Genomic DNA, 24,485 nt, shown 5'->3' on the forward strand with positions numbered 1-24,485 from the left:
GCATCTGTTCCTAAGGGGCTTGAAGGACCAGGTATAACACTGATTATCACTGGATTAATGGCTTTAGCCTTCATAGGCTTTTCAGGCATAGTCCAAATTCAATGATGGGGGAAAAAATATGAATGAGATAATAATAACCACAGCAACTGTTACAGGCATTTCAGCCATATTTGCATTTTTGCTTACTCTTGCCGATAAAACCATAGGAAATTATGGAGAAGTAAAATTAACTATAAACAATGATAAGGAATATATAGTTAATGGAGGTTCTTCTCTTTTATCCACTTTAATTGAAGAAAAGATTTTTATCCCCTCTGCTTGTGGGGGGAAGGGAACTTGTGGGTATTGTAAAGTAAAAGTTATTGATGGTGGAGGTCCTGTGTTGCCAACTGAAACTCCTTTTTTAACAGAAGATGAGTTGAAAGACAATATTAGACTCTCTTGTCAATGTAAAGTAAAAGAGAATATTAAAATTCAGATACCAGAAGAACTATTTAATGTAAAAGAATATATTGCAACAGTGGAAGAAATAGAAGATATGACTTCAGTAATCAAAAGATTGAGAATTAGATTACCAGAAGGAGAGGAAATTAAATTTAAACCAGGTCAGTTTATTCAGCTTAAAGCACCTATTTATGATGGGAATGATGAAGAAGTTTATAGAGCTTATTCTATAGCATCTTCTCCTTCAGATAAGGGATATATTGAATTGTTTATAGGATATGTGCCTGGTGGTAAATGTACTACCTATGTACACAACCATTTGAAAGTGGGAGATACTGTCCAAATTAATGGACCCTATGGAGATTTTTATTTTCATGATGATAATGATAGGGAAGTTATATTAGTTGCAGCTGGAACAGGTATAGCACCTATACTTTCTATACTTAAGCATATGAAAGAATATAATATAAATAGAAAAGCAAGATTTTACTTTGGTGCAAAAACCCCAGATGATTTATTCTTACTAGATTATTTTAAGGAACTAGAAGAAGTTCTTTATGATTTTAAATTTATTCCTACTTTATCAAGGGTGACTGAGGAGCATAATTGGACTGGAGAAAAAGGTAGGGTAAACAATGCTATAGAAAAATATCTTATGGATTCTGAAAATAAAGAAGCATATCTTTGTGGGAATCCACCAATGATAGATTCTATGGTAAAATCTCTTGTAAACAAAGGTTTACCGGAAGAATTAATATATTTTGATAAATTTGATTAAGAGAAATCCATTAGGTTTCTCTTTTTTGTGGACTAATATCGTATATTTTATGATATAATTAAATGTGTATATAAATTATATACAAAAAATCCTAGGGGGATAGATAATGAAACTCGAATTATTCGACTTTATAGATGAAACCTTAGAACTTATAGAAGAAAGAAAGGAAAGTATAGAAAATGTAGCGAATTCATTAGAAAAATTTTTTACTGATAGTTTTTTTATAAAGGATCATTTTTTAAATGTTAATTATAGAATTAAATCTCCAGAAAGCCTAAGAGAGAAAATATTGCGTCATAATTTCTACATAAAATATAAAACGCCAGAGAACCTATTAAATAATTTATCCGATTTAATAGGTTTTAGGATTGAATGTAGATTTATTGAAGATGAAGAGAAAATTTATAAAGATATTATGAACTTATTTGAGATAAAATGTGAAAATGGTTTTTACACTAATCATCTTAATTCAAATATTTTGTTACAATTAGATGAGAAACAGCCACAGAAGCAAAAAAATGGATTTGAAATATATAAAATTGATGGTAAATATTGCAAAGATGGAAATTGCATTAATTTTGAATTGCAAATAAAATCTTTGGTAAATGTTTTTTGGGGTGAAATAGACCATAGAATATTATATAAAAATTTTAATTATATGCTGACTGAAGATTTTTTTAGGGATATTATGTCTTCTATAAAAGATAATTTATCTATGATTGATAGACAATTAATGCTTGTATATAATCATTTAAATGGAATGGATGCAAGCAATTCCTTAAATAAGAAAATTCAGCTTCAGGCTTTATTGTCAAAGATTATTCATGATATCTATATAGTCAAAATAAGGCAGGAAATAGGATTTGTTGTGGATTTTAAAAAATCCACAGATGTAATTGTAAACTATATTTTTATGAAGGGCGGACCTGAAGAGTCAGAAAACTATAGTATAAATTTCCTTAGAATACTAAATAGATTAAATGATATAGGTAAGAATGATATATCCTTTAATAGATATATAAACTTTGAAAGAGAGATTTTTTTCAATGACGATTTTACAAGAAAAATTGGTAGTAGAATTCTTGAAATAATAAATAAAGACTTTAGATGGAATTTGTTTTTTAGAATAATATTTGAGATAGAAGAAGGTAATAATGCAGAAGATTTTGAAGGTTTTATGATATTTATTAGATATAGGTTTTATGAGAATTTAATGCTTAAATTAGAAAATAAAGATATTGAGGAATATGAAAAAGATGAAATAATTAATTATGTGATGGATGATATAGCCACTGCATTTTCAAAAGAGGTTGATATTGACTTTTTAAGTGATTGTAGTATTAAAACTTTAAATTATAATATAGGAAATCTCTTTGATAAGATAGATTCTTTTATGGATTGGAAAGAAAATAAAGAAAAAATATCAGAGGCAATATTAACTCATGATTTTTAAAGTATTTGAAAAAATCAAATACTTTTTTTCTTATTGGGTAAACATATATTATAAGGCAGAAAGGAGTTGAAAAGATGAAGTTTTTTAGTAGAGTAAAAACAACTTTATTAAGTATAAGAGAAAGTGTTAAAAGATTTCCTATAACCGTAGCTATGTCTACATTTTTGGCTATTCTCTTAATTTATATGAATGAAACACATCTAACCCAAGATAGTCAAGAAACATTAGAAAAGATAAATCTAATGGTAGGGCTTAGTATTCCTTTATCTTTATGTATTGGATTATTAGTGGAGAAATTTTTTAGGAAAAAGAAATCAATTCAAATAGCTCTATATGTAATTGGAAGTGGATTTTTAGTATTATATTATTTTTATTTTATAAATGATTACAAAATGGTACCTATGTCTAGATACTTAGGAACCATGACGTTTTTTTTAATATCCTCTTTATATATACAGAGGATCGGAAGAAAGAATAACTATGAGTATTACTTAATGGATATATGGTCTAGTTTTGCTCTGACCTTTATATATTCATTTGTTCTATATTTTGGTGTAGCAGCAATACTTTTTACTATAGAGAAGTTATTTGATGTAAATATTCGTGGTGAAATTTATTACTATATGTTTTTAATAGTATCTTTAGTATTTGCAGTGTCCTTGTTCTTATCTAAATTTCCATCTATGGAAGAAGAATATAATGAAGTGGAATATACTAAGGCATTAAAAATACTTTTAATTTATATAGTAATTCCTTTAATAACTATATACACAGCAATACTATATGTTTATTTTGGAAAGATACTTATAACAAGAGAATGGCCTAGGGGATTAGTATCACATTTAGTATTATGGTATTCAACATTAGCTGTTGGAGTAATATTTTTAATAACTCCAATATTAGAAGATAGCAGAGTAGCTAAATTGTTTAAGGATTTATTTCCTAAAATAATACTCCCAGTGCTTCTTATGATGTTTATGTCTATTTATCAAAGAATAGCTCAGTATGGAATAACTGAGAATAGATATTATATAGTGTTCCTTGGATTGTGGGTATTGGGAATAATGTTATATTTTTCATTTAATAAATCTTTGAAAAATATTATTATACCTATTAGTTTATCTTTGATTATATTGAATTCAGTATATGGACCTCTAAGTAGTTTTGCTATTTCAAAGTTTAGTCAAAATAAAAGATTTGAAAAGATATTAGCTAGGAACAATATGTTAAGTAATGGACAGATAGTTAAAAATAGTGAAATACCTTTAGATGATAAAAGAGAAATAAGTAATATAATAAGTTATTTTAACTCAAATCATCAGTTAAAGGATATAAAAGCATTGCCAAAGGATTTTGATTTAGATAAGATGGAGGACGTAGTTGGATTTGAATATAAACCTTATTATTCATATGAGCAAAATAGATATTTTTACTATAGTGTAAATAATGCAGAAGATGTTATTGATATAAAAGGATATGATTATTATGTACGGATGAACTCATGGAATGAAAATAAAATAGAATTTTATGGGCTTAATTTACAATATAATAGATTAAAAAACTCTTTGATTGTTTCTAAAGAAGATAATATTATATTTGAGCAAGATATGCTTCAGTTTGTAAATGATATATACCAAAAACAAAAAGATAAATTACAAAACGAGAATAAAAATAATATGAGTTATAAGGATATGGAATATGAAATTACTTTTCTTGGTATTGGGGGGGATATGAATTTTAAATTTATATTTACTGATGTAAGTGGAAGGGTAGAAGATGATAATAATTTAGTTATTCAAAGTATAGATTTTATTCTATTAATTGGGAATAAATAATAATATAAGTATCGATTTTATTTTATGATAAATAGTAATATAATATTTATTTGGAATATTAGCAAAGGAGGATGACCATGAAAGAAATATATTTAGCAGGTGGATGTTTTTGGGGAGTACAGGAATATATGTCAAGAATAAACGGAGTAGTAGAAACAAAGGTGGGCTATGCAAATGGAGTTACAAATAACCCAAGTTATAAAGAAGTATGTATGGGTACTACTGGTCATGTAGAAACTACTTATGTAAAATATGACGAGAGTATTATTTCCCTTGAAGAACTGTTAAATAAATTTTGGAAAATAATAGATCCAACTATGTTAAATAGGCAGGGACCAGATATAGGAAATCAATATAGAACGGGAATTTATTATATAGATGATAAGGATTTGGAATTTATAAATAAAACCTTAGAGGAGCAGAAAACTAAATATACTAAACCCATAGTAACAGAGATTATGAAATTAAAATCTTTTTATGGTGCAGAGGAATATCATCAATACTATTTAAAGAAAAATCCAGGTGGTTATTGTCATATAGATTTAAGTAAATAAAATTGAATCCCTTAGGGGATTCTTTTAATGTATATGGAGTTGATAGGATGAAAAGATTTAAAAAGATATATATAGAGATAACAAATATATGTAATCTTCAGTGCCGTTTTTGCCCGAAGACTAAAAGAGAGCAAAGATTTATTACTACTTCTGGATTTTCTCATGTACTGGATGAAATAAAAGAATTTACTGACTATATTTATTTTCATGTAAAAGGAGAGCCGCTCTTACATCCAAATATAGAGGAATTATTGAGTATATCCTATAATAAGGGATTTAAAGTAAATATAACGACCAATGGTACTTTAATTTCTAGGGTACAAGAAAAGTTAATTGGAAGCCCATCGCTTAGACAAATTAATATTTCATTACACAGTTTTGATGGAAATGATGAGATGGATAAGAAAGAAGATTACCTAAATGATATATTTGAATTTATTAATCTAGCAAAGAGAAATGAATCATTAATAATATCATTAAGACTTTGGAATTTAACTGATGATAATTTAATTAATAAAAAAGTAGAAAAAAATAGAGAAATTCTAAGAAGAATTGAAGAAGAATTTAGACTTCAATTTGAAATTGAAGATACAATAAATCCTCATAGAGGGATTAAAATAGCTGATAGAATATATTTAAATCATGATAAAGAATTTATATGGCCAGATTTAAGAAATCAAGATTTTGGAGATAAAGGATATTGTCATGGATTAAGAGATCATATAGGGATTTTAGTCGATGGTACCGTAATACCTTGTTGTTTAGACGGGGAAGGCAAGATATCCTTAGGGAATATATATGAAACAAAATTAGATAAAATTTTATCGAGCAATAGAGCAAAAAATATTTATGATGGATTTTCAAAAAGAATTGCTGTAGAAGAAATGTGCAGAAAATGTGGATTTAGAACTCGTTTTAATTAATTAATAAAAGTTATAAAGATAATTATCTCATAAAAGGTTGACACAACATATAGTGGTTTGTTAAAATAGTATGACGATATATAGTGTTTATAGAAGATGAGGGGGAATTAGAGTGATTACTAAAATTAAAAAAAGGGATGGCAGAGAGGTTCCTTTTAATATTGAAAAGATTTCTAATGCAATTTTTAAAGCGGCACAAGCTGCAGGAGGACATGATTATAATACATCTATGGCTTTAGCAGAGAAAGTAGTAAATGTAGTAGATGATAAATTTCAAGGAAAGATACCAGATGTAGAAGATATACAAGATATTGTTGAAAAAGTGCTTATTGAATCTGGTCATGCTAGGACTGCTAAGGAATACATATTATATAGAGCTGAAAGAAATAGAGTAAGAGAAATGAATACTAGGCTTATGAAGGTATTTGAAGACCTTACATTTAAGGAAGCGAAGGATGTAGACATAAAAAGAGAAAATGCAAATATAGACGGAGATACAGCCATGGGTACAATGCTTAAATATGGTTCTGAATCTGCCAAACAATTCTATGATTTATTTGTTTTAAATCCAAATCATTCAAAGGCTCATAAATCGGGAGATATCCATATACATGATTTAGACTTTCTTACATTAACTACTACTTGCTGTCAAATTGATATAGTAAAACTATTTGAGAATGGGTTTTGTACTGGACATGGATTTTTAAGGGAGCCGAAAGACATACAATCCTATTCAGCTCTAGCATGCATAGCCATACAATCAAATCAGAATGATCAACATGGAGGACAATCCATACCTAACTTTGATTATGGAATGGCACTGGGAGTTAAAAAGACTTATATTAAACAATATAGGCAAAATCTAAGGAAAGCCATTGAATTATTAGTTGAGGATGTGGATTTAGATGATAATTTAGATAATGTATTTAAAATTTTAGAAGAATATAAGTTGTTTCCCACATTAGATAATAATGAGGAATATAGGGAAAAAGAAGCTGAATATTTAAAAGAATTATTAAATGATAATGAAGTTGTTGAAAAGATACAAAATTTTGCTGAGAGAAATAGTTATAAAGATACGGACAAAAGAACCTTCCAAGCTATGGAGGCATTAATTCATAATCTAAATACTATGCATTCTAGAGCAGGTGCACAAATTCCATTTAGTTCAATTAATTATGGTACGGATACATCGGTTGAAGGCAGGATGGTAATTAAAAACTTGCTATTAACTACTGAGCAAGGCTTAGGAAATGGAGAAACTCCAATATTTCCAATACAGATTTTCAAGGTAAAAGAAGGAGTTAATTATAATAAAGAAGATATAAATTATGATTTATTTAAATTGGCATGTAAAGTAAGCTCTAAAAGATTATTTCCTAATTTTTCATTTATAGATGCGCCTTTTAATCTTAAATATTATAAAAAAGGGGAACCTGAAACAGAAGTGGCTTACATGGGATGTAGGACTAGAGTAGTAGGAAATGTTTATGATCCATCTAGAGAAATTGTAAATGGTAGAGGAAACCTAAGTTTTACCACCATAAATCTTCCAAGATTAGGTATTCAAAATCAGGGTAATATAGAAGGATTTTATAAACAATTAGATGAAACTATAGATCTAGTTATAGAGCAATTAATAGAAAGATTTGAGATACAAGCAAGTAAAAAAGTAAATAACTTTCCATTTCTTATGGGACAGGGCATCTGGATGGATTCAGAGAAACTGTCTAAAGATGATAGTATAAGAGAAGTATTGAAACATGGTACATTGTCCATTGGTTTTATAGGTTTAGCTGAATGTCTAAAAGCTTTAGTAGGAACTCATCATGGTGAGAATAAGGAGTCTCAAAAACTTGGAATAGCAATAGTTAAGCATATGAGAGATAGGATGGACGATATTAGTAAACAATATAAGATGAATTTTACTTTAATTGGAACTCCAGCTGAGGGTACTGCAGGGCGATTTGTTAAGATTGATAGGGATATATTTGGAGATATAGAGGGTGTAACTACAAAAGAGTATTATACAAATAGCTTTCATATTCCAGTTTATTACAAGATTAAAGCAATAGATAAGATAAATTTAGAAGCACCATATCATGAATTAACTAATGCTGGACATATAACTTATGTAGAGTTAGATGGGGATCCATCTTATAATTTAGAAGCATTTGAAAAGGTTGTTAGAGCTATGAAAGAAGCTGGTATTGGATATGGCTCAATTAACCATCCAATAGATAGAGATCCAGTATGTGGCTATACAGGAATAATCGGAGATATATGTCCGCAATGTGGAAGGCAAGAAGGAGATATTAAATTTGAAAGAATTCGCCGTATAACAGGATATTTAGTAGGTACTCTTGATAGATTTAATGATGCTAAAAAAGCTGAAGAAAGAGATAGAGTAAAACATTTTTCCTGTAAATAAGTAAGGAGAAGCAAAATGAATAAAATAAGAATAGCAGGAATAGAAGAAGAGTCTATTGTAGATGGTCCAGGTATTAGGTTAGTAGTATTTACTCAAGGATGTAGTCATAATTGTATTGGATGCCATAATCCTGAAACCCATTCCTTTTACGGAGGTAAATTAATAGATATAGATGATATAGTTAATATGATAATACAAAATCCTTTATTAGATGGAATTACTCTTAGTGGGGGAGAACCTTTTGAGCAAGCAACGGAATGTAGTATCTTAGCTGAAAAGGTTAAAAATATGGGATTAAATGTAGTTACCTATACAGGATATACCTTTGAAGAAATACTTAGAAATGATAAATTTAGAGAATTGCTATTGCAAACTGATATATTAATAGATGGTAAGTTTGATATATCTAAAAAATCCATGATGTTACAGTTTCGAGGTTCAACAAATCAAAGGATAATAGATGTGAAAAAATACTTGGGACGATAACAAGATTATTTTCATTGTTAAAGTATAATATATTTGATAATATATGGTAAAGGAGTATTTTGAGAGGTGAAATATGTTTAAGTTGGATGTTATTAAAGATATGAATCAGGAAGAAAGATTAAGATATATGCTAGTTCTTACCAAAAGTCAAGTTAGTTCAGAGAAAGATGATTTAGCCAATATATCAAATGTAACAGGTATAATAATGTCTTGTGTTGATATATTGAACTGGGCAGGTTTCTATATATTAAGGGATAAAGAATTAGTATTAGGACCATTTCAAGGGTTGCCAGCTTGTAATAGAATTTCCATAGGCAAAGGAGTATGTGGGAAGGCAGTAGAAACTAGAGAAGTTCAGTTGATTCCAGATGTTAATTTATTTCCAGGACATATTGCGTGTGACTCGGCCTCAAACTCAGAGCTTGTTATCCCATTAATGAAAGATAATAAAGTTTATGGAGTATTAGATTTAGATAGTCCTGTAAAAAATAGATTTACAAAACTAGAAGAGGAATATTTTATTAAACTTGTTGAAATATTAAATGAAAATATTAATTGGGATAATATATAGACTTTATTAATAAAGTATTTTAATTAAAGTTTAAAGACTATTGATGTTGGTAAAGATTATAATACTGTATTCAACTAGGAATAATATAAAAAACAAATAATAATTACAGAGAGGATGATAAATATGAGAGTCTTGGAAGGTCTTAATCCAGAGAGGGTAATGTATTATTTCGAAGAAATATCTAAAATACCTCGTTGCTCTTATGATGAACAAAGAATAAGTAATTATTTGGTCAATTTAGGTGAAAATTTAGGATTAGAAGTTATTCAAGATGAAGCATTAAACGTAATTATAAAAAAACCAGCATATAAAGGATATGAAAACAGTCCTACTGTAATACTACAAGGACATATGGATATGGTCGGTGAAAAGATCAATGATTCAAATCATGATTTTTCAAAGGATCCAATTAATATGGAGATAGATGGAGATTATATTATTGCAAGAGAAACGACTCTTGGGGCTGATAATGGTATTGCAGTAGCTATGGCATTAGCTATACTAGAATCAAAAGATATACCTCATCCAACATTAGAAGTGCTTATTACATCAAATGAAGAATCAGGTATGAGCGGAGCTGAAGCATTGGATCCAGCTAATATAAGAGGTAAGATTTTAATAAATATTGACTCTGAAGAAGAGGGGAAGATACTTGTAAGCTGTGCAGGTGGAGAGAGAAATATAATAACCATTCCAATAGAATGGAAAGAACTACCTGAAAAAAAGGAATTATATGAGTTAATAGTTACTGGATTAAAAGGTGGACACTCAGGCATGGAAATTGATAAGGGTAGGGGAAATGCCAATAAAATAATGGGAAGGATATTAAATACACTAAATAGAAATATAGATATAGATTTATGTTATATAGGAGGTGGTTCTAAATCCAATGCTATTCCTAGATATGCGAAAGTCATTATGGGGATTCCAAGTAATGATATAGAAGAAACTAAACGTATAGTTTCAAATATAGAGGAAGATTTAAAATTTGAGTTAAGTTCTTCTGATAGGGATATTAAATTAGAAATTAATAAAATAAAAAATAATATAGATAAGGTGTTTTCAAAAGCAACTAAGGATAAGATAATTACTTCATTGATGCTTTTACCTAATGGAGTTAAATCTATGAGTATAGACATAGAAGGATTAGTAGAAAGTTCTAATAATGTAGGTGTTATAAAGGTTGCTGAAGATGAGATAACTATTGAAATATCCATTAGATCATCAGTAGGAACATTAAAATCCTATATTTCAAATCAAATAAGTTTATTAGCAGAAATTATGGGAATAAAATGGGAAAGACTTTCCTCATATCCTGCTTGGGAATATAGCAAAGAATCTTATATAAGAGATATATTTAAAGAAACATATAAAGACATATATGGTAAAGATATAAATGTTACGGCTATTCATGCAGGTCTTGAGTGTGGATTATTTAAAGAAAAATTTGGTGATATGGATATGGTGTCCTTTGGACCAAATATGTATGGGGTACATGCACCTGGAGAAAAACTTAGTATTTCGTCTACAGAAAGGACATATGAATTGTTATTAAAAGTATTAGAAAGAATTAAATAAATTTTCTAAAATATATATGTACTTCTATAGTTAAATAGGGTATCATTAGCATATAATTAATTAAATATAATTGCAAAGGAGAATAAAAATGGACAATAAAAAAGATGAAACTTTTGAATACAATGATGAGCATTGTGGTGGATGCGGATGTGGGTGTGACTGTAGTGATGACCATGAATATGAAAATTTTGAATTTGAGGATATGGATGGAAATGATATAATTTATCTAACATTAGATGATGATACTGAGTTAGAGTGCAATGTTTTAGGTATATTTGAGGTTGAAGATATTGAATATATTGCATTGTTGCCTATGGGAGAAGAGGAAGTGTTACTTTATAGATATGTTGAACTTGAAGATGATGAGTTCGATTTATTACCTATTGAAAATGAAGAAGAATTTACAACTGTATCAGAAGCATTTGAAGCTTTATTTTTGGATGAAGAAGATTTTGTAGAGTATGAAAATTACGATGAATTAGACGAGGAATAATTATATAGGAGCACTTTGCCATTTGGGTAAAGTGCTTTTTGTAAACTGTAGGAGGGCAGGAAAATTGTATAAATTAATAGCCATTGATTTAGATGGAACATTGCTAGATGATAATAAAGCAATACCAAAAGAAAACTTAGATACTATAAATGAATTAATTAAAAGAGATTATGAGATAGTTATTGCTACAGGACGAAGATATTGGTCTGCCAAGGAATTAACTAAGAAAATAGATGGTCATATGACAATTTTAGCTAACAATGGCAATATAGTTAGAAACTCAGAAAATGATAAGGTAATATTTTCTAAGTACCTCAATATGGAGGATTTTCGAATTGTTGTTGAGGAAGGAAGAAAGAGGAACTTAAGCCCAATTATCCATATAGATGGATATGAAGATGGCATTGATATGATAGTTGAATTTTCTGGAGATTATCAGGATTATTTGGAAAACGATAATAGATTTAAAAAGGTGAATGATTGTCTAGAAATATCAGATGATAGGATATTAGCAGTGGTTTATGGAGATTATAAAGAAGCGATTTATCCTTTTTATGAGGATATAAAGAATAGATATCCTAATGCTTATAATATCCATATAATGGAGAATATAAAATTTGCAGAAACTATGCTAGAAATAATGAATCCTCTTGGAAGTAAGTGGATTAGTTTACTAGAGTATGCTAGTACATTAAATATTAAAGCTGAAGAAATAATTGCAATTGGTGATGACAATAATGATTTAGAGATGATAAAAAATGCTGGTCTTGGCATAGCAATGAAAAATGCTAGTACTTTAGTAAAGTCTTCAGCAGAAATAATTTCAGATAGAGATAATAATGAAGCAGGTGTTGCTTTTCAATTAAAAAGGGTATTAAATATTTAAGAAAGGAGGAAGAAGTTGAATCAAATAACAGTATATAACACTTACTCCAAATACCTAAATGATAAATATGGTGAGAAGGTATATAAACTACCCATAAATCTTCCATTAACATGTCCGAACAGGGATGGAACTGTTGGCAAGGGGGGGTGTATCTTTTGTGGAGAAGAGGGAGGATCTTTTGAAAACCTAGAATCTTCTATATCTATAAGAGAACAATTGGAAATAAATAAAGAGTATATTGGGGTAAGGTATAAGGCGAAGAAGTTTATAGCATATTTTCAAAATTTTACAAACACTTATTTGCCTTTTGAAAAATTTAAAAATTGTATAGAAGAGGCTTTGATTGATGATATAGTTGGGATATCTATATCAACTAGACCTGATTGCATTAATGATAGATATCTAGAATATTTATCTAAGGTTAAAGAAGAGTATAATATTGATATAACTATAGAATTAGGACTTCAAACGGTAAACTATTATACTTTGAAGAAGATTAATAGAGGACATACCTTGGCGGAATATATAGATGCTGCAATAAAAATTAAGAAATATGAGTTAAGAAACTGTACTCATATAATCTTAAATCTTCCTTGGGATAATGATATAGATGTAATTGAAAATGCAAAGATAATATCATCCTTAGGAGTAGAAGAAATAAAACTTCATGCTTTGTATATAGTAGATGGAACTGCCTTAGGAAATCTTTATAAGAGAGGAGAAATATCTTTAATATCTAAGGAAGAGTATATTGAAAGGGTAATTTTGTTTTTAGAATATTTGGATCCCAATATTGTAATACAAAGAATTATAGGTAGAGCTCCTGAGAAAAATTCATTATTTACTAATTGGAATGAGTCTTGGTGGAAGATTAGAGATGAGATAGTATCAATTATGGAGCGAAGGCACTCTAGACAAGGTACTAAGTTTAATTATCTAAATGGAAAAGGAATAAAAAAATTCGAATAATCTTGTAAGATAAAAGAGGAAATTCAAGATTTATGTCGAATATATAATTATAAAATAAAAGAAAGGTAGAGGTGGTTAGTCATGGTTAAGTTAATTTTAGGTGAAAAGGGTTCAGGGAAGACAAAATGGTTAATTGACAATGCTAACAAAGATATGAAAGAAGGCAACGGGAATATTGCTTTTATTGATGTGGATGACAACCATATATTTACTTTAAATTATAATGTGAGATTAATCAATGCCATGGAGTTCAATATATTAAATATTGAATCATTCTATGGCTTTTTGTGTGGTTTAATTGGAATGGATTATGACGTGGAAAAAATCTATGTAGATAGTATATATAAGGTAATTAAGTTGGATATACCAAGTTTAGAGAAACTTGTAGAGAATTTAAATATAATAAGTGAAAAATTTGAAATAGAATTTTTTATAAATATAGACTATACTATGGAACAAATACCAGAAAATCTAAAGGAATATTGTATAGAGTTAGAAGTTGAATATGCAATATAAGACAGGAGGCAGAAATCTTTATGATTTCTGCCTTTTTAGATAATTATTTTCACTATTTCATATTATTTGGTTTAAATGTACCACAATCTGTTTCTTCAGATGAAGATGCATTTCTCGGCTGTATTTCTATTTTACCAGCTGTACAAAGATCTCCATTTTTATAGTAATGGCAAGTATTTACTACACACTTTACTCCTTGGGTAATATTTTCATCATGCATGATAAAGTCTCCTTTCAAAATAATTTTCAATATTAGTTTTACTAATTTCTAAATTATTATACCTATAATAGTTTAAATAAAAGAGAAAATAAGGTAGAATATTTATATTAGATGAGAAAGGTGATAAAATGGTAAAAAAAGAAAGACTTGATAAAATACTTGCTAATATGGGATATGGCAGTAGAAAAGATGTAAAAAAATTTATAAAAGATGGTAAGGTGAAAGTAAATAATGCTATTATTTTAAATAATGAGTTTAAGGTAAATCCATATGAAGACCAGATTTTTTTTAATAATGAAGAAGTATTATATAGAGAATATATATATATTATGTTAAACAAACCTCAAGGAATTGTATCATCTACAGATGATCCAAAAACTAGAACCGTAATAGATTTACTTGATGAAGAATATTTAATTTATAAACCATTTCCCGTAGGAAGATTAGATAAGGATACAGAGGGATTGTTGATGCTGAGTAATGATGGAAAGTTAGCACATGAGCTACTATCTCCTAAAAAAGGAATAAATAAAACATACTATGCAGAAGTAGATGGATTTGTAGAAGATAAATATATTGAAGTATTTAAAGCTGGTGTAATTTTGGAGGATGGATATAAAACTTTACCTGCAAGTTTAGAAATAATAAATGCAAATATAATATCTAAAGTACATTTAACTATTCAAGAGGGGAAATTTCATCAAGTTAAGAGGATGTTTGAAAGTATTGGAATGAAAGTTTTATTTCTAAAAAGAATCTCTATGGGACCTTTAGCTTTAGATGAATCATTAAATCCTGGAGAATGCAGAGAATTAACGGAAGACGAAATAGAATTATTAAAAATTCATGTAAATATGATATAATATAATTAAAATTAAAATTAGATAGGGTGTGTAGTTTGAATTTTTATAATAAAAGGGGAAGTTTTGAAAGATTTTTTGATAATAGGTCTTCCATAATAATTCAATTTGAAAATGGAGATATAACCAAAAAACAGTTCTTAGAATATAATTATGATTTAGTAATGAAGATGAATTTAAAACCATTTTTGAGGATAGATAGTTATGAGATGGGAATGTATAATTATCAATATTACAATGTATTAGCAAAATATTTTAATATGTTAGCAAAAGAAGTAAAAAATACTAGAAAACATCAAAAGTATTATAATTATTATCTAAATAAGGGTAATAATTATTATCATGAAAAGGATAAAGCAGCTCTAAATTTACTTAAATATTTGGAATTTAAAGGAGTAGAAGCATATTATATTAATGTCAATTCTAAGCTTTTAAATGGTAAACTTTATGAGATTGTACTTCTTGATTATAAGGAGGCAATATTTCATTCCAAGGCTATTTGGCTATTGGATATACTCAAGAAAGAAGGAGTATTCGTAGAAGAAAAAAAGATATCTTTAATAGATGAATATATTAATGAAACTTATTAAATAAAAAATAGAGTCTTCTAAAAAGACTCTATTTTTTACCTGCAATTAATGTAACTATTTCTTCTACAGAACTGCCTGCTTTAATTTCATAATCACCAGATTTAAGCTTAGTATCTAGTTTTAGCTCCTGAGCTTTTTGAACAAATTCAATTTTATCAACAAGACCATTGGATTCTAATATGCTTCCAATTTTAGAAGGCAAGGAGCCAGATGGAATTGTAATTTTAACAACTTTACCATCGGTAGATTCATTTGTACTATTATTTGGATTTTCTGGTGGAGTTTCAGGTTGTGGTGCTTCACCAGTATTATCGTTATTACTTAAATTGTTATTTTTAGATTCATCATTAGGTTTCTCAGTAGTTTGTTCTTGACTATTATCTACGGTAGAAGAAGAGTCATTATCTTTATTATCTTCAACAATAATATCAGTTTTAGGCGGCATATCTAATGCATCTTTGGCAAATAGAAGGTCAAGTCTCCAACCTATTACTAAGACTACAATACCTACTATTCCAATCATTATTATGTAGTCTACAGAATCATATAGGAAGTCCTTTATTCCTTCAAAAAAATTCTTCATAGTTTCACCTCTCTAAATAACTTTTGTAAAAATTTAGGTTTTAATTAATTAATAGTGTATAATATAATTATAACATAAGATTTTAGAAAAGGTGAGAAAACTTTGAGAGAAATAATAATAGATAAAAATGAAAATGAACAAAGGTTAGATAGATTTTTAAAGAAATATTTAAAAGAAGCGCCTCAAGGCTTCGTATATAAAATGATTAGAAAAAAGAATATAAAGGTAAATGATACTAAGGCACAGCCAGAAACTACCATTTACGAAGGAGATAGAATTCAGCTTTATCTTTCAGATGAAACTATAGATAAATTTATTGCGAAAAAAGAAGAAATAAAATCAAAGCTGATACCTAATATTATATATGAAGATAATAATATTATACTCATAAATAAACCAGTAGGTATACTATCTCATGGTGCATCTAAGGAGTTTGAAGAAAATATAGTAGATAGTATGATTTCATATTTAATTGAGAAGGGGGACTTTGTACCTAGAATTCAGACAACATTTACTCCTTCTATATGTAATAGATTAGATAGAAATACTTCTGGTGTAATAATTGGAGCAAAAAACTATCAAGCATTAAAAGAAATAAATGAAGCAATTAAGAAAGGAAGAATAAGAAGGTTTTATAAAACCATAGTTAAAGGGAATATAAGAAAAGAATTTACTGTAGAAGGATATTTATTAAAGGATGAAGATAAAAACAAAGTAACAATACATGAAAAAAATTTAGATGGCTCAAAAAAAATCATAACAGTTGTAAAACCTCTTAAAAGTAAGAATGGATATTCTTTACTTGAGATTGAGTTAATTACAGGAAGAACACATCAAATAAGAGGACATCTATCCTCCTTAGGATATCCAGTTATTGGAGATAGAAAATATGGAAATAAGGAAACAAACAAAATATTTTATGAAGAATATTCATTAGATAATCAATGGCTTCATGGTTATAAAATAGAGTTCAATGGTTTATATGATGAACTTAAATATCTAAATGGTAAAAGTTTTATTGGGGACTTAATGGGGCAAGCTGCAAAAATAGAAAAAAAATTATTTGATTAATTTTGGAGGTGTTTAATGTGGCTAGTAAGATTAAGCTAAATGTAGAAGGAAAGGGAGAAATATTAGTCCAAAAGGGTATGATTTTAAAAGATGTAGCTAAATTAGTATTTGAAGAAGATTATAAGAAATATTTAGGTGCTAAAATAAATAACGAGGTTTTCAATTTAAGTAAAGCTGTAGAAGATAGTACAGATATAAGTTTTTTAGACATCCGTGATGTAGATGGATATAGAATATATACTAAAACCATATCTGCTGTTTTTATAATTGCATGTGGAGAATTGTTTCCAGAAAGAACTGTGAGAATAGAGCATTTTTTAGGAGAAGGACTTTATGCAACTTTTGAAAAAGGATATTCCATAACTTTTAGAGAAGTTGAGAAAATACAGGAAAAAATGGAGAAAATAGTTGAAAGGGATTTTCCTATAATTCGTGAAAAAATGCCTAAAGATAATGCCATAGAACTTTTTAAAAAACATAATTATTATGATAAGATAAGACTTTTTAATACTTTAGATAGAGAAGAGATAGATGTATATAGTATAGGAGGGCATATAGATACATATCATGGTTTCTTAGCTCCATCTACAGGATACGTAGACATTTTCAAACTGAAGTATTATTATCCAGGAGTTCTAATTATGTTTCCTAGTATGAATTCTAATTATCAATTACCAGCGTTTAGAGAGTTAAAGAAATTATCTAAGGTATTTAAGGAAGCAAATGATTGGGGAGATATATTAGATTTAGCATATGTAGGCTCCTTAAACGAGAAAATTATAGATGGAGGAATAGCAGAGGTAATCAGGATATCTGAAGCATTTCATGAAAAAAAGATTGCAAATATCGCTGATAAAATTTGTGAAGATGAAGACATTCATTTAATTTTAATAGCTGGGCCTTCATCCTCTGGAAAAACTACATTTTCAAAACGATTAGCAGTTCAATTAAAAGTAAATGGGAAAAGACCAATATCAATTTCAGTAGATGATTACTTTGTTGATAGGGAGAAAACTCCAATAAATGAAGATGGAACCTATGATTTTGAAGCCATTGATGCAATAGACTTGGAGAGATTAAATAAAGATTTAGTAAGTTTATTAGAGGGAAAAGAAGTTGAATTACCTAAGTTCAATTTTATTACAGGTAAGAGTGAAAGATCTGGAAAAATAGTAAAAGTAGATAAAGATCATCCAATAATAGTTGAAGGAATTCATAGTCTAAATCCTAAGATGACCAGCTATATTCCTGAAAAGAATAAATATAAAATATATATATCAGCTTTAACACAACTTAATATAGATGCTCATAATCGAATTCCAACTACAGATACAAGACTTATTAGAAGGATTGTAAGGGATATTAAATATAGAGGTAATGATGCTACACGTACTCTAGAAATGTGGGCTGGAGTAAGAAAGGGAGAAGAAAAAAATATATTTCCTTTCCAAGAAGAGGCGGATATAATGTTTGATTCTGCTTTAGTATATGAATTAGCAGTTCTAAAAAAACATATAAAACCATTGTTAGAAGAAATAGATAGCAGTAGTATTTATTATGGAGAAGCAAAGAAATTACTTAAATTCTTAGAATATTTTAAGGATATTGATGATGAAGGTATAATACCACCGAATTCAATTTTGAGAGAATTTATAGGAAAAACTTATTTTGATATTCACTAAGTAAGGGGGAAAAAATGGAGGAGCTATTATCTAAAATTATTGAAGAAAATAGATATTTAATATCTAAGGGGAAGGTTGCAGACTATATACCAGCACTGTCAAAGGTAGATCCTAATAATATAGGGATTTGTCTAATGGATACAGATGGAAACATTTATAAGGCGGGAAATTATGACGTAAAGTTTACTATCCAAAGTATATCTAAAATTATGAGTCTAATGTTATCTTTAATAGATAATGGTGAAGAGAGTGTGTTTAAAAAAATAGATTATGAACCAACAGAGGAACCATTTAATACATTATTTAAATTGGATTTCCCTCATACGGTGAAACCTTCTAATCCCATGATAAATTCAGGTGCTATAGTTACTACCTCTTTAATTAAAGGTAAAGGTGAAGAAAAATTCAATAGATTATTGGATTTTATTAGAATGGTAACAGAAAATTCAAGTATATCTTATAATGAGGAAGTATATTTATCAGAAAAAGAAACAGGGCATAAAAATAGGGCAATGGCTTATTTAATGAGGGCTAGGGGGTTTATAACAGGGGATGTAGAAGAAATACTAGATGTATATTTTAAGCAGTGTTCCATAGAGGTAACTACATTAGATATTGCTAAAATGGGACTATTTATAGCTAATAGATGTAAATTGATAAATCAAGACACCCAAATATCTGGTGATAGGGTGGCATCAATAGTTACGGCTATTATGGCAACCTGTGGAATGTATAATTTTAGTGGAGAATATGCTGCAACAGTAGGTGTACCATCAAAGAGCGGAGTAGGTGGAGGTATATTAGGGACAATACCATATAAAATGGGTATAGGGATATTTAGTCCAGCATTAGATCAATATGGTAATTCTATTGTGGGATATGGAATTATGAAAGATTTATCTAGGGAATTAAATTTGAATATATTTTAAATTGGAGGGAGAAATCCCTCCATTAACTTTATATTTATTGTAAATAAGGTAAAACTATAATAAAATTAATATAACATAAGAAAAAGGTGATTAAATGAAGTTATATCTAAGAATTTTTATATTATTAGTAATTACTATTTTCATTGTAGGATGCAATCATAAGAAATTAGATATAGAAAAACCTAATATTGAAGAAAACAATGATTTTAAAGAAGAAAATAAAGAGCCAGCAGATAGCATAGAAGATAAGATTAGAGCCATGTCATTAGAGGAAAAAATAGGGCAATTGATGATTATTGGTTTTGATGGAACTGATGTTAATGAAGAAATTAGAAATTTTATAGAAGAATTGAAGGTTGGAGGATTTATACTATTTTCAAGAAATATAGTAGATGAAAACCAGACTTTGAGACTTCTTAATAAAACTAAGGAAGAAAATTCTAATAATGATATACCTTTATTCTTATCTATAGATGAGGAAGGTGGAAGAGTTAGTAGATTATCTAAATCATTTGTAAAACTTCCAGAAGCTATGAAAATAGGAGATATAAATGATAAAGATATTTCTTATAATTTTGGTAAGATATTAGGTAAAAGAGTAGGCTCACTAGGATTCAATATAAACTTTGCACCAGTACTAGATATTAATTCTAATTCTCAAAATCCAGTAATAGGAGATAGAGCATTTGGAACCACTATAGACCAAGTAGTAAACAATGGATTGGAAGTATTGCTGGGAATGAGAGATATGGGAATAATACCAGCAGTAAAACATTTCCCAGGACATGGAGATACAGATACAGACTCACATATTAAATTACCTAAAGTAAATAAAACCATGGATGAGTTAAAATTATTTGAATTAGTTCCATTTATAGAGGCCATTAGTAAAGATGTAGATATAGTAATGGTAGCACACATACTTTATCCTAATATAGATAAAAATTATCCCGCAACTATGTCTCCAAAACTTATTCAAAGTGTTCTAAGAGAAGATTTAGGATATGATGGCGTTGTTATATCTGATGATATGACCATGGGTGCAATCGTTGAAAATTATACTCTAGAGGAAGCAGTGTTATCATTTCTTAAGTCAGGTGGTGATATAGCTTTAATTTGTCATGGGAAGGATAATCCAGAAAAAGTATTTGAGAGAATAAAAGAAGCAGTAAAGATTGGAGATTTAAAAGAGAAAGATATAGATGACAAGGTCTATAGAATCCTAAAACTTAAGGGAAAGTATGATTTAGAAGATAAGATAATTAATACAATAGACTTAGAAACATTAAATAAAGATACTAAGGAGTTAATTAATCATATTAATAGATAATATTTTAGTTAAATTGTAGGGGGCTGATACATTGATAATTGGAATATGTTTTATATTTATAGGAGTATTTTTTTATATAGAAAAAAACTATAATATAGATATTGTAGATGGACAAAGAATTTTTAGCAAAAAAAGATATATGGTGAAAGATAGTAGATATAAGGCTTTGACCAGGGACTTTCCCTTATTATTAGGAATATTTAGGATTTTGAGTGCAATTATATATTAAGGTGGATTTATTATGATGAAAAAAATAATAAAGTTAATAATATTGGCTTTAATAATATTAAGGCCTAACAATATATTTGCTGAAAATGTAAATTCTATTATAGTAATAGTTGACGAGTTATCAATAAAAACAGTGGAAGAATTATCACTTGATAAATGTAATCTAGGCTTTGTAAATTTAAAATCCAGACCACCATATTCGGAAGAAGGATTATATCTATCTATAAATACTGGTAAGAAGCTGAGTTTAAAGGATATTGGTAAAAAAGATATAAAAATAAACTATTTAGGAGATATCTTAAAAGAAGAAAAAGTCTCTTATATAGGAGATGGTAAAGCTTATTTTTTAGTTAGAAATAAGGAAGGGAATGTTAATTATAGTGAAGATTTTATAATATACAATTATAGCTGGTTAATAGAAAAAACAGATGCTTTATTAAATAAATCTGACGTATTGGTTTTAGAGTATGAAATTGAAGGTGATAAAAATAAAGTAGATATTTTAAATAAATACTTAAATAGTTATAAAGATGAACAGATAATTGTTTTGCCAAAAACTGTTGCTATGAAAGATAAGTATCTATTAAATAGATATCTTGTTCCAATTATTTATATTAATGGAAAAAATAGTGGTTTATTGACGAGTTTATCTACTAAAAGAGAAGGATTTATTGCTTTAGAAGATATTTCATATCAAATAAAAAAGACATATGGACATGGAAAGAAAATTGATATAGGGAAACCATTTAAATTCGTAGAAGTAGAGAATCCTAAAAAAGAATTTGAAAATATATATAAAAAAAATATGAATTTATTAATTATTGCATATTTATTTCATGGATTCGCCTATTTTTCTCAAGTACTACTTGGAATATGGATTTTGAAGTTTAATAAATTGAATAAAGGGATATATAATATATATGCTTTTACCTTGGTAAATATCTTTACATCTTTAATATTGGGATTGTTTGAATTTCATAAGACTTTTTTACCGTATTTAGTTATTCATATATCAATATCTTATTTAATTACAAGATTTATTATAGAAAGACAAATAGATTTAACTAAAATTTTGAGTATATTAACATATAGTATAATTGTTCTAGGTATATGTTTATACCCTAATATGATTTACAATTCCTATATAGGATTCAATAATCTAGTTTATGGAGCAAGGTACTATGGACTGAATAATGGGATTATGGGAATTTTATTAGTTTCTTCCATATTAAGTTTTTTTAGTATAACTGAATCAGTAAATATAACCATAAAAAGACTTATTGGATTATCTATTTTTATTATAAATATGCTGGTATTATCAACATACTTTGGGGCTAATACTGGTGGATTTATAACATCTATTATATTATTTGGAATTATGGTTTGTGTTTTATTTTTCTCCGATAAAAATAATTATAGAAAATTACTTTTGTTTTTTTTAATAGGTATATCTATATTTGCTTTAAACATAATGATTGATAATATTACAGGAGAAAATACTCATGCCCTTGGATTTTTCTATAGACTGAAGGAAAATGGCATATATGAATTGGTATCTATGGCATCTTTTAAAGCTAAGGAACTTTTTAAATTAACAATATTGCCACCATTCTCTATAGTATTGATTTTTCAAATAATTATACTTAAAAATATGAAGAAAACTATAATAAATAATGAAATTCTAAAAAAAGAAGCAATGATAATCATCATCACTTCTTTAATAGGCTTTATATTAAACGATACAGGAATCATAACACTTATCTATATGATTAATTATTTGGTATTAAGAATAATTAGTGATACTAAAACTGTAGAATAGAGGCTATTCTTTTATATGAAGTTTAGATATAATAATAATTGCTAAAGCTGACGAAAAACTAGCTATTCCTATGATAAGTTTAAAACCTCCAAAATTATAAATAACAGGGGCAACTATGCTATAAAATGTTATTGTTATAGCGTTCATAGTATAGAACAAACTCATAAAAGTTCCTCTTTTTTCAGGAAAAATTTCTGAACACAATGCTTGGTAAGAAGTCCAACCACCATCCAATCCAAAGGAAAATACTGTTGTAAATCCTAGTACAAAAAATAAAGAATGAAAATAAGGGATTGGAGCTATGGCCAATACCATAATAGCAAACAATATTTTAGATATTTTAAATTTACCAAGTTTATCTGAAAAGACTGCAGAAAAAAGGATTCCAGAGATTGTACCAATGGCAATGATGGTATAGGAAATTCCAATATTTACTTGGGAAACGTTGAAATTGTTTGATAAATATATACTCAGATAATTTAATATTAAAGATGGTGCAGTAAGTAATAGAAATACAGTAATTAATACTTTTTTAGCAGTTGAACTTTTCAAAAGGGATAAGAATTCATTTTTATCTACCTTTACATTAGGTGATTTATTGGTTTCTGGTAAATAACTTAATAAAATTAAAGATAATATTCCTACAATAGCTAAGGGCATATATATCACCATAAGATTATTATATTTACTTACTAAATAGGTAGCGTAAATAGGACTAACTAGGATAGCAATACCAAAGGCTGTTCTAAGTAAACCAGAGGCTTTTCCACGATTTTCATAGGAGATAAACTCAGATATGTAGGAAAGATTTGTACCACTTATAGAAAAATAAGCGAAGCCAATGAATATTCTAGCAAAGGCAAAAACATATGGAGACTTTGCAAAACCACCAACAATAGAGCCAAATATAAATAAAATTAGTGATATGGCTAGACTTTTTTTCTTACCTTGTTTATCGGCAAATACCCCTAGATAAGGAACTAAAAAACCAATAGCTGAGTATCCTAGATTAAATAATATTACCATACCCTCTTTTATGGAGAAATGATTAGCAAGAAAAGGTGCTAAAGGACCAACTATGCCCATTTCCATGGCTATTATCAATTGAATTAAGAATGTAGTTAAAAACATTAATATACTATTCATTTTACGCCTCCAATCTTTAATGATTAATGAGTATATATTATAATACAATTGAAAAAAAAGCAAAGCTATTATATAATGTTCGTGACTCGAAATATTTTATTAAATTGTTA

24 protein-coding genes are annotated in these 24,485 nt (G+C 28.0%); 21 read left to right on the forward strand and 3 right to left on the reverse strand.

What is annotated here, in order from left to right:
• The first annotated feature begins 118 nt into the window (after window positions 1-118).
• The 13 genes from RT714_RS09520 (at window position 119) to RT714_RS09580 (ending at window position 13,917) form a co-directional block, all read left to right on the forward strand.
• Window positions 119-1,222, forward strand: coding sequence for a 2Fe-2S iron-sulfur cluster binding domain-containing protein (locus tag RT714_RS09520; protein ID WP_313757334.1), 1,104 nt, complete (start codon window positions 119-121; stop codon window positions 1,220-1,222).
• A 106-nt stretch (window positions 1,223-1,328) separates the two neighbouring features.
• Window positions 1,329-2,675, forward strand: a complete 1,347-nt coding sequence (locus tag RT714_RS09525; protein ID WP_313757335.1) for a (p)ppGpp synthetase — start codon at window positions 1,329-1,331, stop codon at window positions 2,673-2,675.
• 74 nt (window positions 2,676-2,749) lie between these two features.
• Window positions 2,750-4,510 (forward strand): DUF4153 domain-containing protein, encoded by a 1,761-nt coding sequence (locus tag RT714_RS09530; RefSeq protein WP_313757336.1) that lies wholly within the window; start codon window positions 2,750-2,752, stop codon window positions 4,508-4,510.
• A gap of 77 nt (window positions 4,511-4,587) precedes the next feature.
• The gene (gene msrA, locus RT714_RS09535) at window positions 4,588-5,064 is read left to right on the forward strand and encodes a peptide-methionine (S)-S-oxide reductase MsrA (protein WP_313757337.1); all 477 of its coding nucleotides are present in this window, start codon (window positions 4,588-4,590) and stop codon (window positions 5,062-5,064) included.
• A gap of 47 nt (window positions 5,065-5,111) precedes the next feature.
• Window positions 5,112-5,987, forward strand: a complete 876-nt coding sequence (locus RT714_RS09540) for a radical SAM/SPASM domain-containing protein (protein ID WP_313757338.1) — start codon at window positions 5,112-5,114, stop codon at window positions 5,985-5,987.
• A gap of 112 nt (window positions 5,988-6,099) precedes the next feature.
• Window positions 6,100-8,418 (forward strand): anaerobic ribonucleoside triphosphate reductase, encoded by a 2,319-nt coding sequence (locus tag RT714_RS09545; RefSeq protein WP_313757339.1) that lies wholly within the window; start codon window positions 6,100-6,102, stop codon window positions 8,416-8,418.
• Window positions 8,419-8,433: 15 nt separating this feature from the next.
• Window positions 8,434-8,904, forward strand: a complete 471-nt coding sequence (gene nrdG, locus RT714_RS09550) for an anaerobic ribonucleoside-triphosphate reductase activating protein (RefSeq protein WP_313757340.1) — start codon at window positions 8,434-8,436, stop codon at window positions 8,902-8,904.
• A gap of 73 nt (window positions 8,905-8,977) precedes the next feature.
• The gene (locus RT714_RS09555; protein WP_313757341.1) at window positions 8,978-9,475 is read left to right on the forward strand and encodes a GAF domain-containing protein; all 498 of its coding nucleotides are present in this window, start codon (window positions 8,978-8,980) and stop codon (window positions 9,473-9,475) included.
• A gap of 123 nt (window positions 9,476-9,598) precedes the next feature.
• Window positions 9,599-11,053, forward strand: coding sequence for an aminoacyl-histidine dipeptidase (locus RT714_RS09560; protein ID WP_313757342.1), 1,455 nt, complete (start codon window positions 9,599-9,601; stop codon window positions 11,051-11,053).
• A gap of 88 nt (window positions 11,054-11,141) precedes the next feature.
• Entirely contained in the window at window positions 11,142-11,546 is a 405-nt protein-coding gene (locus RT714_RS09565; RefSeq protein WP_313757343.1) for a DUF1292 domain-containing protein, read from the forward strand.
• A gap of 64 nt (window positions 11,547-11,610) precedes the next feature.
• Window positions 11,611-12,432 carry a Cof-type HAD-IIB family hydrolase gene (locus RT714_RS09570; RefSeq protein ID WP_313757344.1) on the forward strand — a complete coding sequence of 274 codons (822 nt, stop codon included), beginning with the start codon at window positions 11,611-11,613 and terminating at the stop codon, window positions 12,430-12,432.
• A 15-nt stretch (window positions 12,433-12,447) separates the two neighbouring features.
• Entirely contained in the window at window positions 12,448-13,401 is a 954-nt protein-coding gene (locus RT714_RS09575) for a TIGR01212 family radical SAM protein (RefSeq protein ID WP_313757345.1), read from the forward strand.
• 81 nt (window positions 13,402-13,482) lie between these two features.
• Window positions 13,483-13,917, forward strand: coding sequence for a hypothetical protein (locus RT714_RS09580; RefSeq protein WP_313757346.1), 435 nt, complete (start codon window positions 13,483-13,485; stop codon window positions 13,915-13,917).
• 52 nt (window positions 13,918-13,969) lie between these two features.
• Here RT714_RS09580 and RT714_RS09585 read toward each other — a convergent pair whose 3' ends face one another.
• Window positions 13,970-14,137 carry a DUF1540 domain-containing protein gene (locus tag RT714_RS09585; protein WP_313757347.1) on the reverse strand — a complete coding sequence of 56 codons (168 nt, stop codon included), beginning with the start codon at window positions 14,135-14,137 and terminating at the stop codon, window positions 13,970-13,972.
• Between the two features lie 128 nt (window positions 14,138-14,265).
• Between RT714_RS09585 and RT714_RS09590 the strand changes: the two genes are divergently transcribed.
• Together RT714_RS09590 and RT714_RS09595 are read left to right on the forward strand one after the other, a co-directional pair.
• A complete protein-coding gene (locus RT714_RS09590) occupies window positions 14,266-15,000 on the forward strand; it encodes a pseudouridine synthase (protein ID WP_313757348.1) in 735 nt (244 codons plus the stop codon).
• Window positions 15,001-15,026: 26 nt separating this feature from the next.
• Window positions 15,027-15,587, forward strand: a complete 561-nt coding sequence (locus RT714_RS09595; RefSeq protein ID WP_313757349.1) for a DUF6648 family protein — start codon at window positions 15,027-15,029, stop codon at window positions 15,585-15,587.
• A gap of 28 nt (window positions 15,588-15,615) precedes the next feature.
• Here RT714_RS09595 and RT714_RS09600 read toward each other — a convergent pair whose 3' ends face one another.
• Window positions 15,616-16,170 (reverse strand): hypothetical protein, encoded by a 555-nt coding sequence (locus tag RT714_RS09600; RefSeq protein WP_313757350.1) that lies wholly within the window; start codon window positions 16,168-16,170, stop codon window positions 15,616-15,618.
• Between the two features lie 102 nt (window positions 16,171-16,272).
• On the opposite strand from RT714_RS09600, the gene RT714_RS09605 reads away from it, so the two are divergent.
• The 6 genes from RT714_RS09605 to RT714_RS09630 all read left to right on the forward strand — a co-directional run bounded on the left by RT714_RS09605 (window position 16,273) and on the right by RT714_RS09630 (window position 23,229).
• Window positions 16,273-17,241 (forward strand): RluA family pseudouridine synthase, encoded by a 969-nt coding sequence (locus RT714_RS09605; protein WP_313757351.1) that lies wholly within the window; start codon window positions 16,273-16,275, stop codon window positions 17,239-17,241.
• Window positions 17,242-17,258: 17 nt separating this feature from the next.
• Entirely contained in the window at window positions 17,259-18,923 is a 1,665-nt protein-coding gene (locus tag RT714_RS09610; protein WP_313757352.1) for a nucleoside kinase, read from the forward strand.
• 14 nt (window positions 18,924-18,937) lie between these two features.
• Window positions 18,938-19,852: a glutaminase A gene (glsA, locus tag RT714_RS09615; RefSeq protein ID WP_313757353.1), complete on the forward strand. Its 915-nt coding sequence runs from the start codon at window positions 18,938-18,940 to the stop codon at window positions 19,850-19,852.
• A gap of 94 nt (window positions 19,853-19,946) precedes the next feature.
• Window positions 19,947-21,182: a beta-N-acetylhexosaminidase gene (gene nagZ, locus RT714_RS09620; RefSeq protein ID WP_313757354.1), complete on the forward strand. Its 1,236-nt coding sequence runs from the start codon at window positions 19,947-19,949 to the stop codon at window positions 21,180-21,182.
• A 31-nt stretch (window positions 21,183-21,213) separates the two neighbouring features.
• On the forward strand, window positions 21,214-21,411 hold the full coding sequence (locus tag RT714_RS09625) for a hypothetical protein (RefSeq protein WP_313757355.1): 198 nt from the start codon (window positions 21,214-21,216) through the stop codon (window positions 21,409-21,411).
• Between the two features lie 12 nt (window positions 21,412-21,423).
• Window positions 21,424-23,229 (forward strand): hypothetical protein, encoded by a 1,806-nt coding sequence (locus RT714_RS09630; RefSeq protein ID WP_313757356.1) that lies wholly within the window; start codon window positions 21,424-21,426, stop codon window positions 23,227-23,229.
• A gap of 3 nt (window positions 23,230-23,232) precedes the next feature.
• Here RT714_RS09630 and RT714_RS09635 read toward each other — a convergent pair whose 3' ends face one another.
• Window positions 23,233-24,375 carry an MFS transporter gene (locus RT714_RS09635; protein WP_313757357.1) on the reverse strand — a complete coding sequence of 381 codons (1,143 nt, stop codon included), beginning with the start codon at window positions 24,373-24,375 and terminating at the stop codon, window positions 23,233-23,235.
• Window positions 24,376-24,485 lie beyond the last annotated feature (110 nt).

This window comes from Tissierella sp. (assembly GCF_032104385.1).
Classification (GTDB): Bacteria; Bacillota; Clostridia; order Tissierellales; family Tissierellaceae; genus Tissierella.

Bases quoted from the DNA above. Each gene is read 5' to 3' on its own strand.
- RT714_RS09585 (WP_313757347.1), bottom strand. From the start codon at position 14,137: ATGCATGATGAAAATATTACCCAAGGAGTAAAGTGTGTAGTAAATACT.
- msrA (WP_313757337.1), top strand. From the start codon at position 4,588: ATGAAAGAAATATATTTAGCAGGTGGATGTTTTTGGGGAGTACAGGAA.
- RT714_RS09555 (WP_313757341.1), top strand. From the start codon at position 8,978: ATGTTTAAGTTGGATGTTATTAAAGATATGAATCAGGAAGAAAGATTA.
- RT714_RS09565 (WP_313757343.1), top strand. From the start codon at position 11,142: ATGGACAATAAAAAAGATGAAACTTTTGAATACAATGATGAGCATTGT.
- RT714_RS09560 (WP_313757342.1), top strand. From the start codon at position 9,599: ATGAGAGTCTTGGAAGGTCTTAATCCAGAGAGGGTAATGTATTATTTC.
- RT714_RS09635 (WP_313757357.1), bottom strand. From the start codon at position 24,375: ATGAATAGTATATTAATGTTTTTAACTACATTCTTAATTCAATTGATA.
- RT714_RS09590 (WP_313757348.1), top strand. From the start codon at position 14,266: ATGGTAAAAAAAGAAAGACTTGATAAAATACTTGCTAATATGGGATAT.
- glsA (WP_313757353.1), top strand. From the start codon at position 18,938: ATGGAGGAGCTATTATCTAAAATTATTGAAGAAAATAGATATTTAATA.
- RT714_RS09525 (WP_313757335.1), top strand. From the start codon at position 1,329: ATGAAACTCGAATTATTCGACTTTATAGATGAAACCTTAGAACTTATA.
- RT714_RS09630 (WP_313757356.1), top strand. From the start codon at position 21,424: ATGATGAAAAAAATAATAAAGTTAATAATATTGGCTTTAATAATATTA.
- nagZ (WP_313757354.1), top strand. From the start codon at position 19,947: ATGAAGTTATATCTAAGAATTTTTATATTATTAGTAATTACTATTTTC.
- RT714_RS09520 (WP_313757334.1), top strand. From the start codon at position 119: ATGAATGAGATAATAATAACCACAGCAACTGTTACAGGCATTTCAGCC.
- RT714_RS09540 (WP_313757338.1), top strand. From the start codon at position 5,112: ATGAAAAGATTTAAAAAGATATATATAGAGATAACAAATATATGTAAT.
- nrdG (WP_313757340.1), top strand. From the start codon at position 8,434: ATGAATAAAATAAGAATAGCAGGAATAGAAGAAGAGTCTATTGTAGAT.
- RT714_RS09600 (WP_313757350.1), bottom strand. From the start codon at position 16,170: ATGAAGAATTTTTTTGAAGGAATAAAGGACTTCCTATATGATTCTGTA.
- RT714_RS09580 (WP_313757346.1), top strand. From the start codon at position 13,483: ATGGTTAAGTTAATTTTAGGTGAAAAGGGTTCAGGGAAGACAAAATGG.
- RT714_RS09530 (WP_313757336.1), top strand. From the start codon at position 2,750: ATGAAGTTTTTTAGTAGAGTAAAAACAACTTTATTAAGTATAAGAGAA.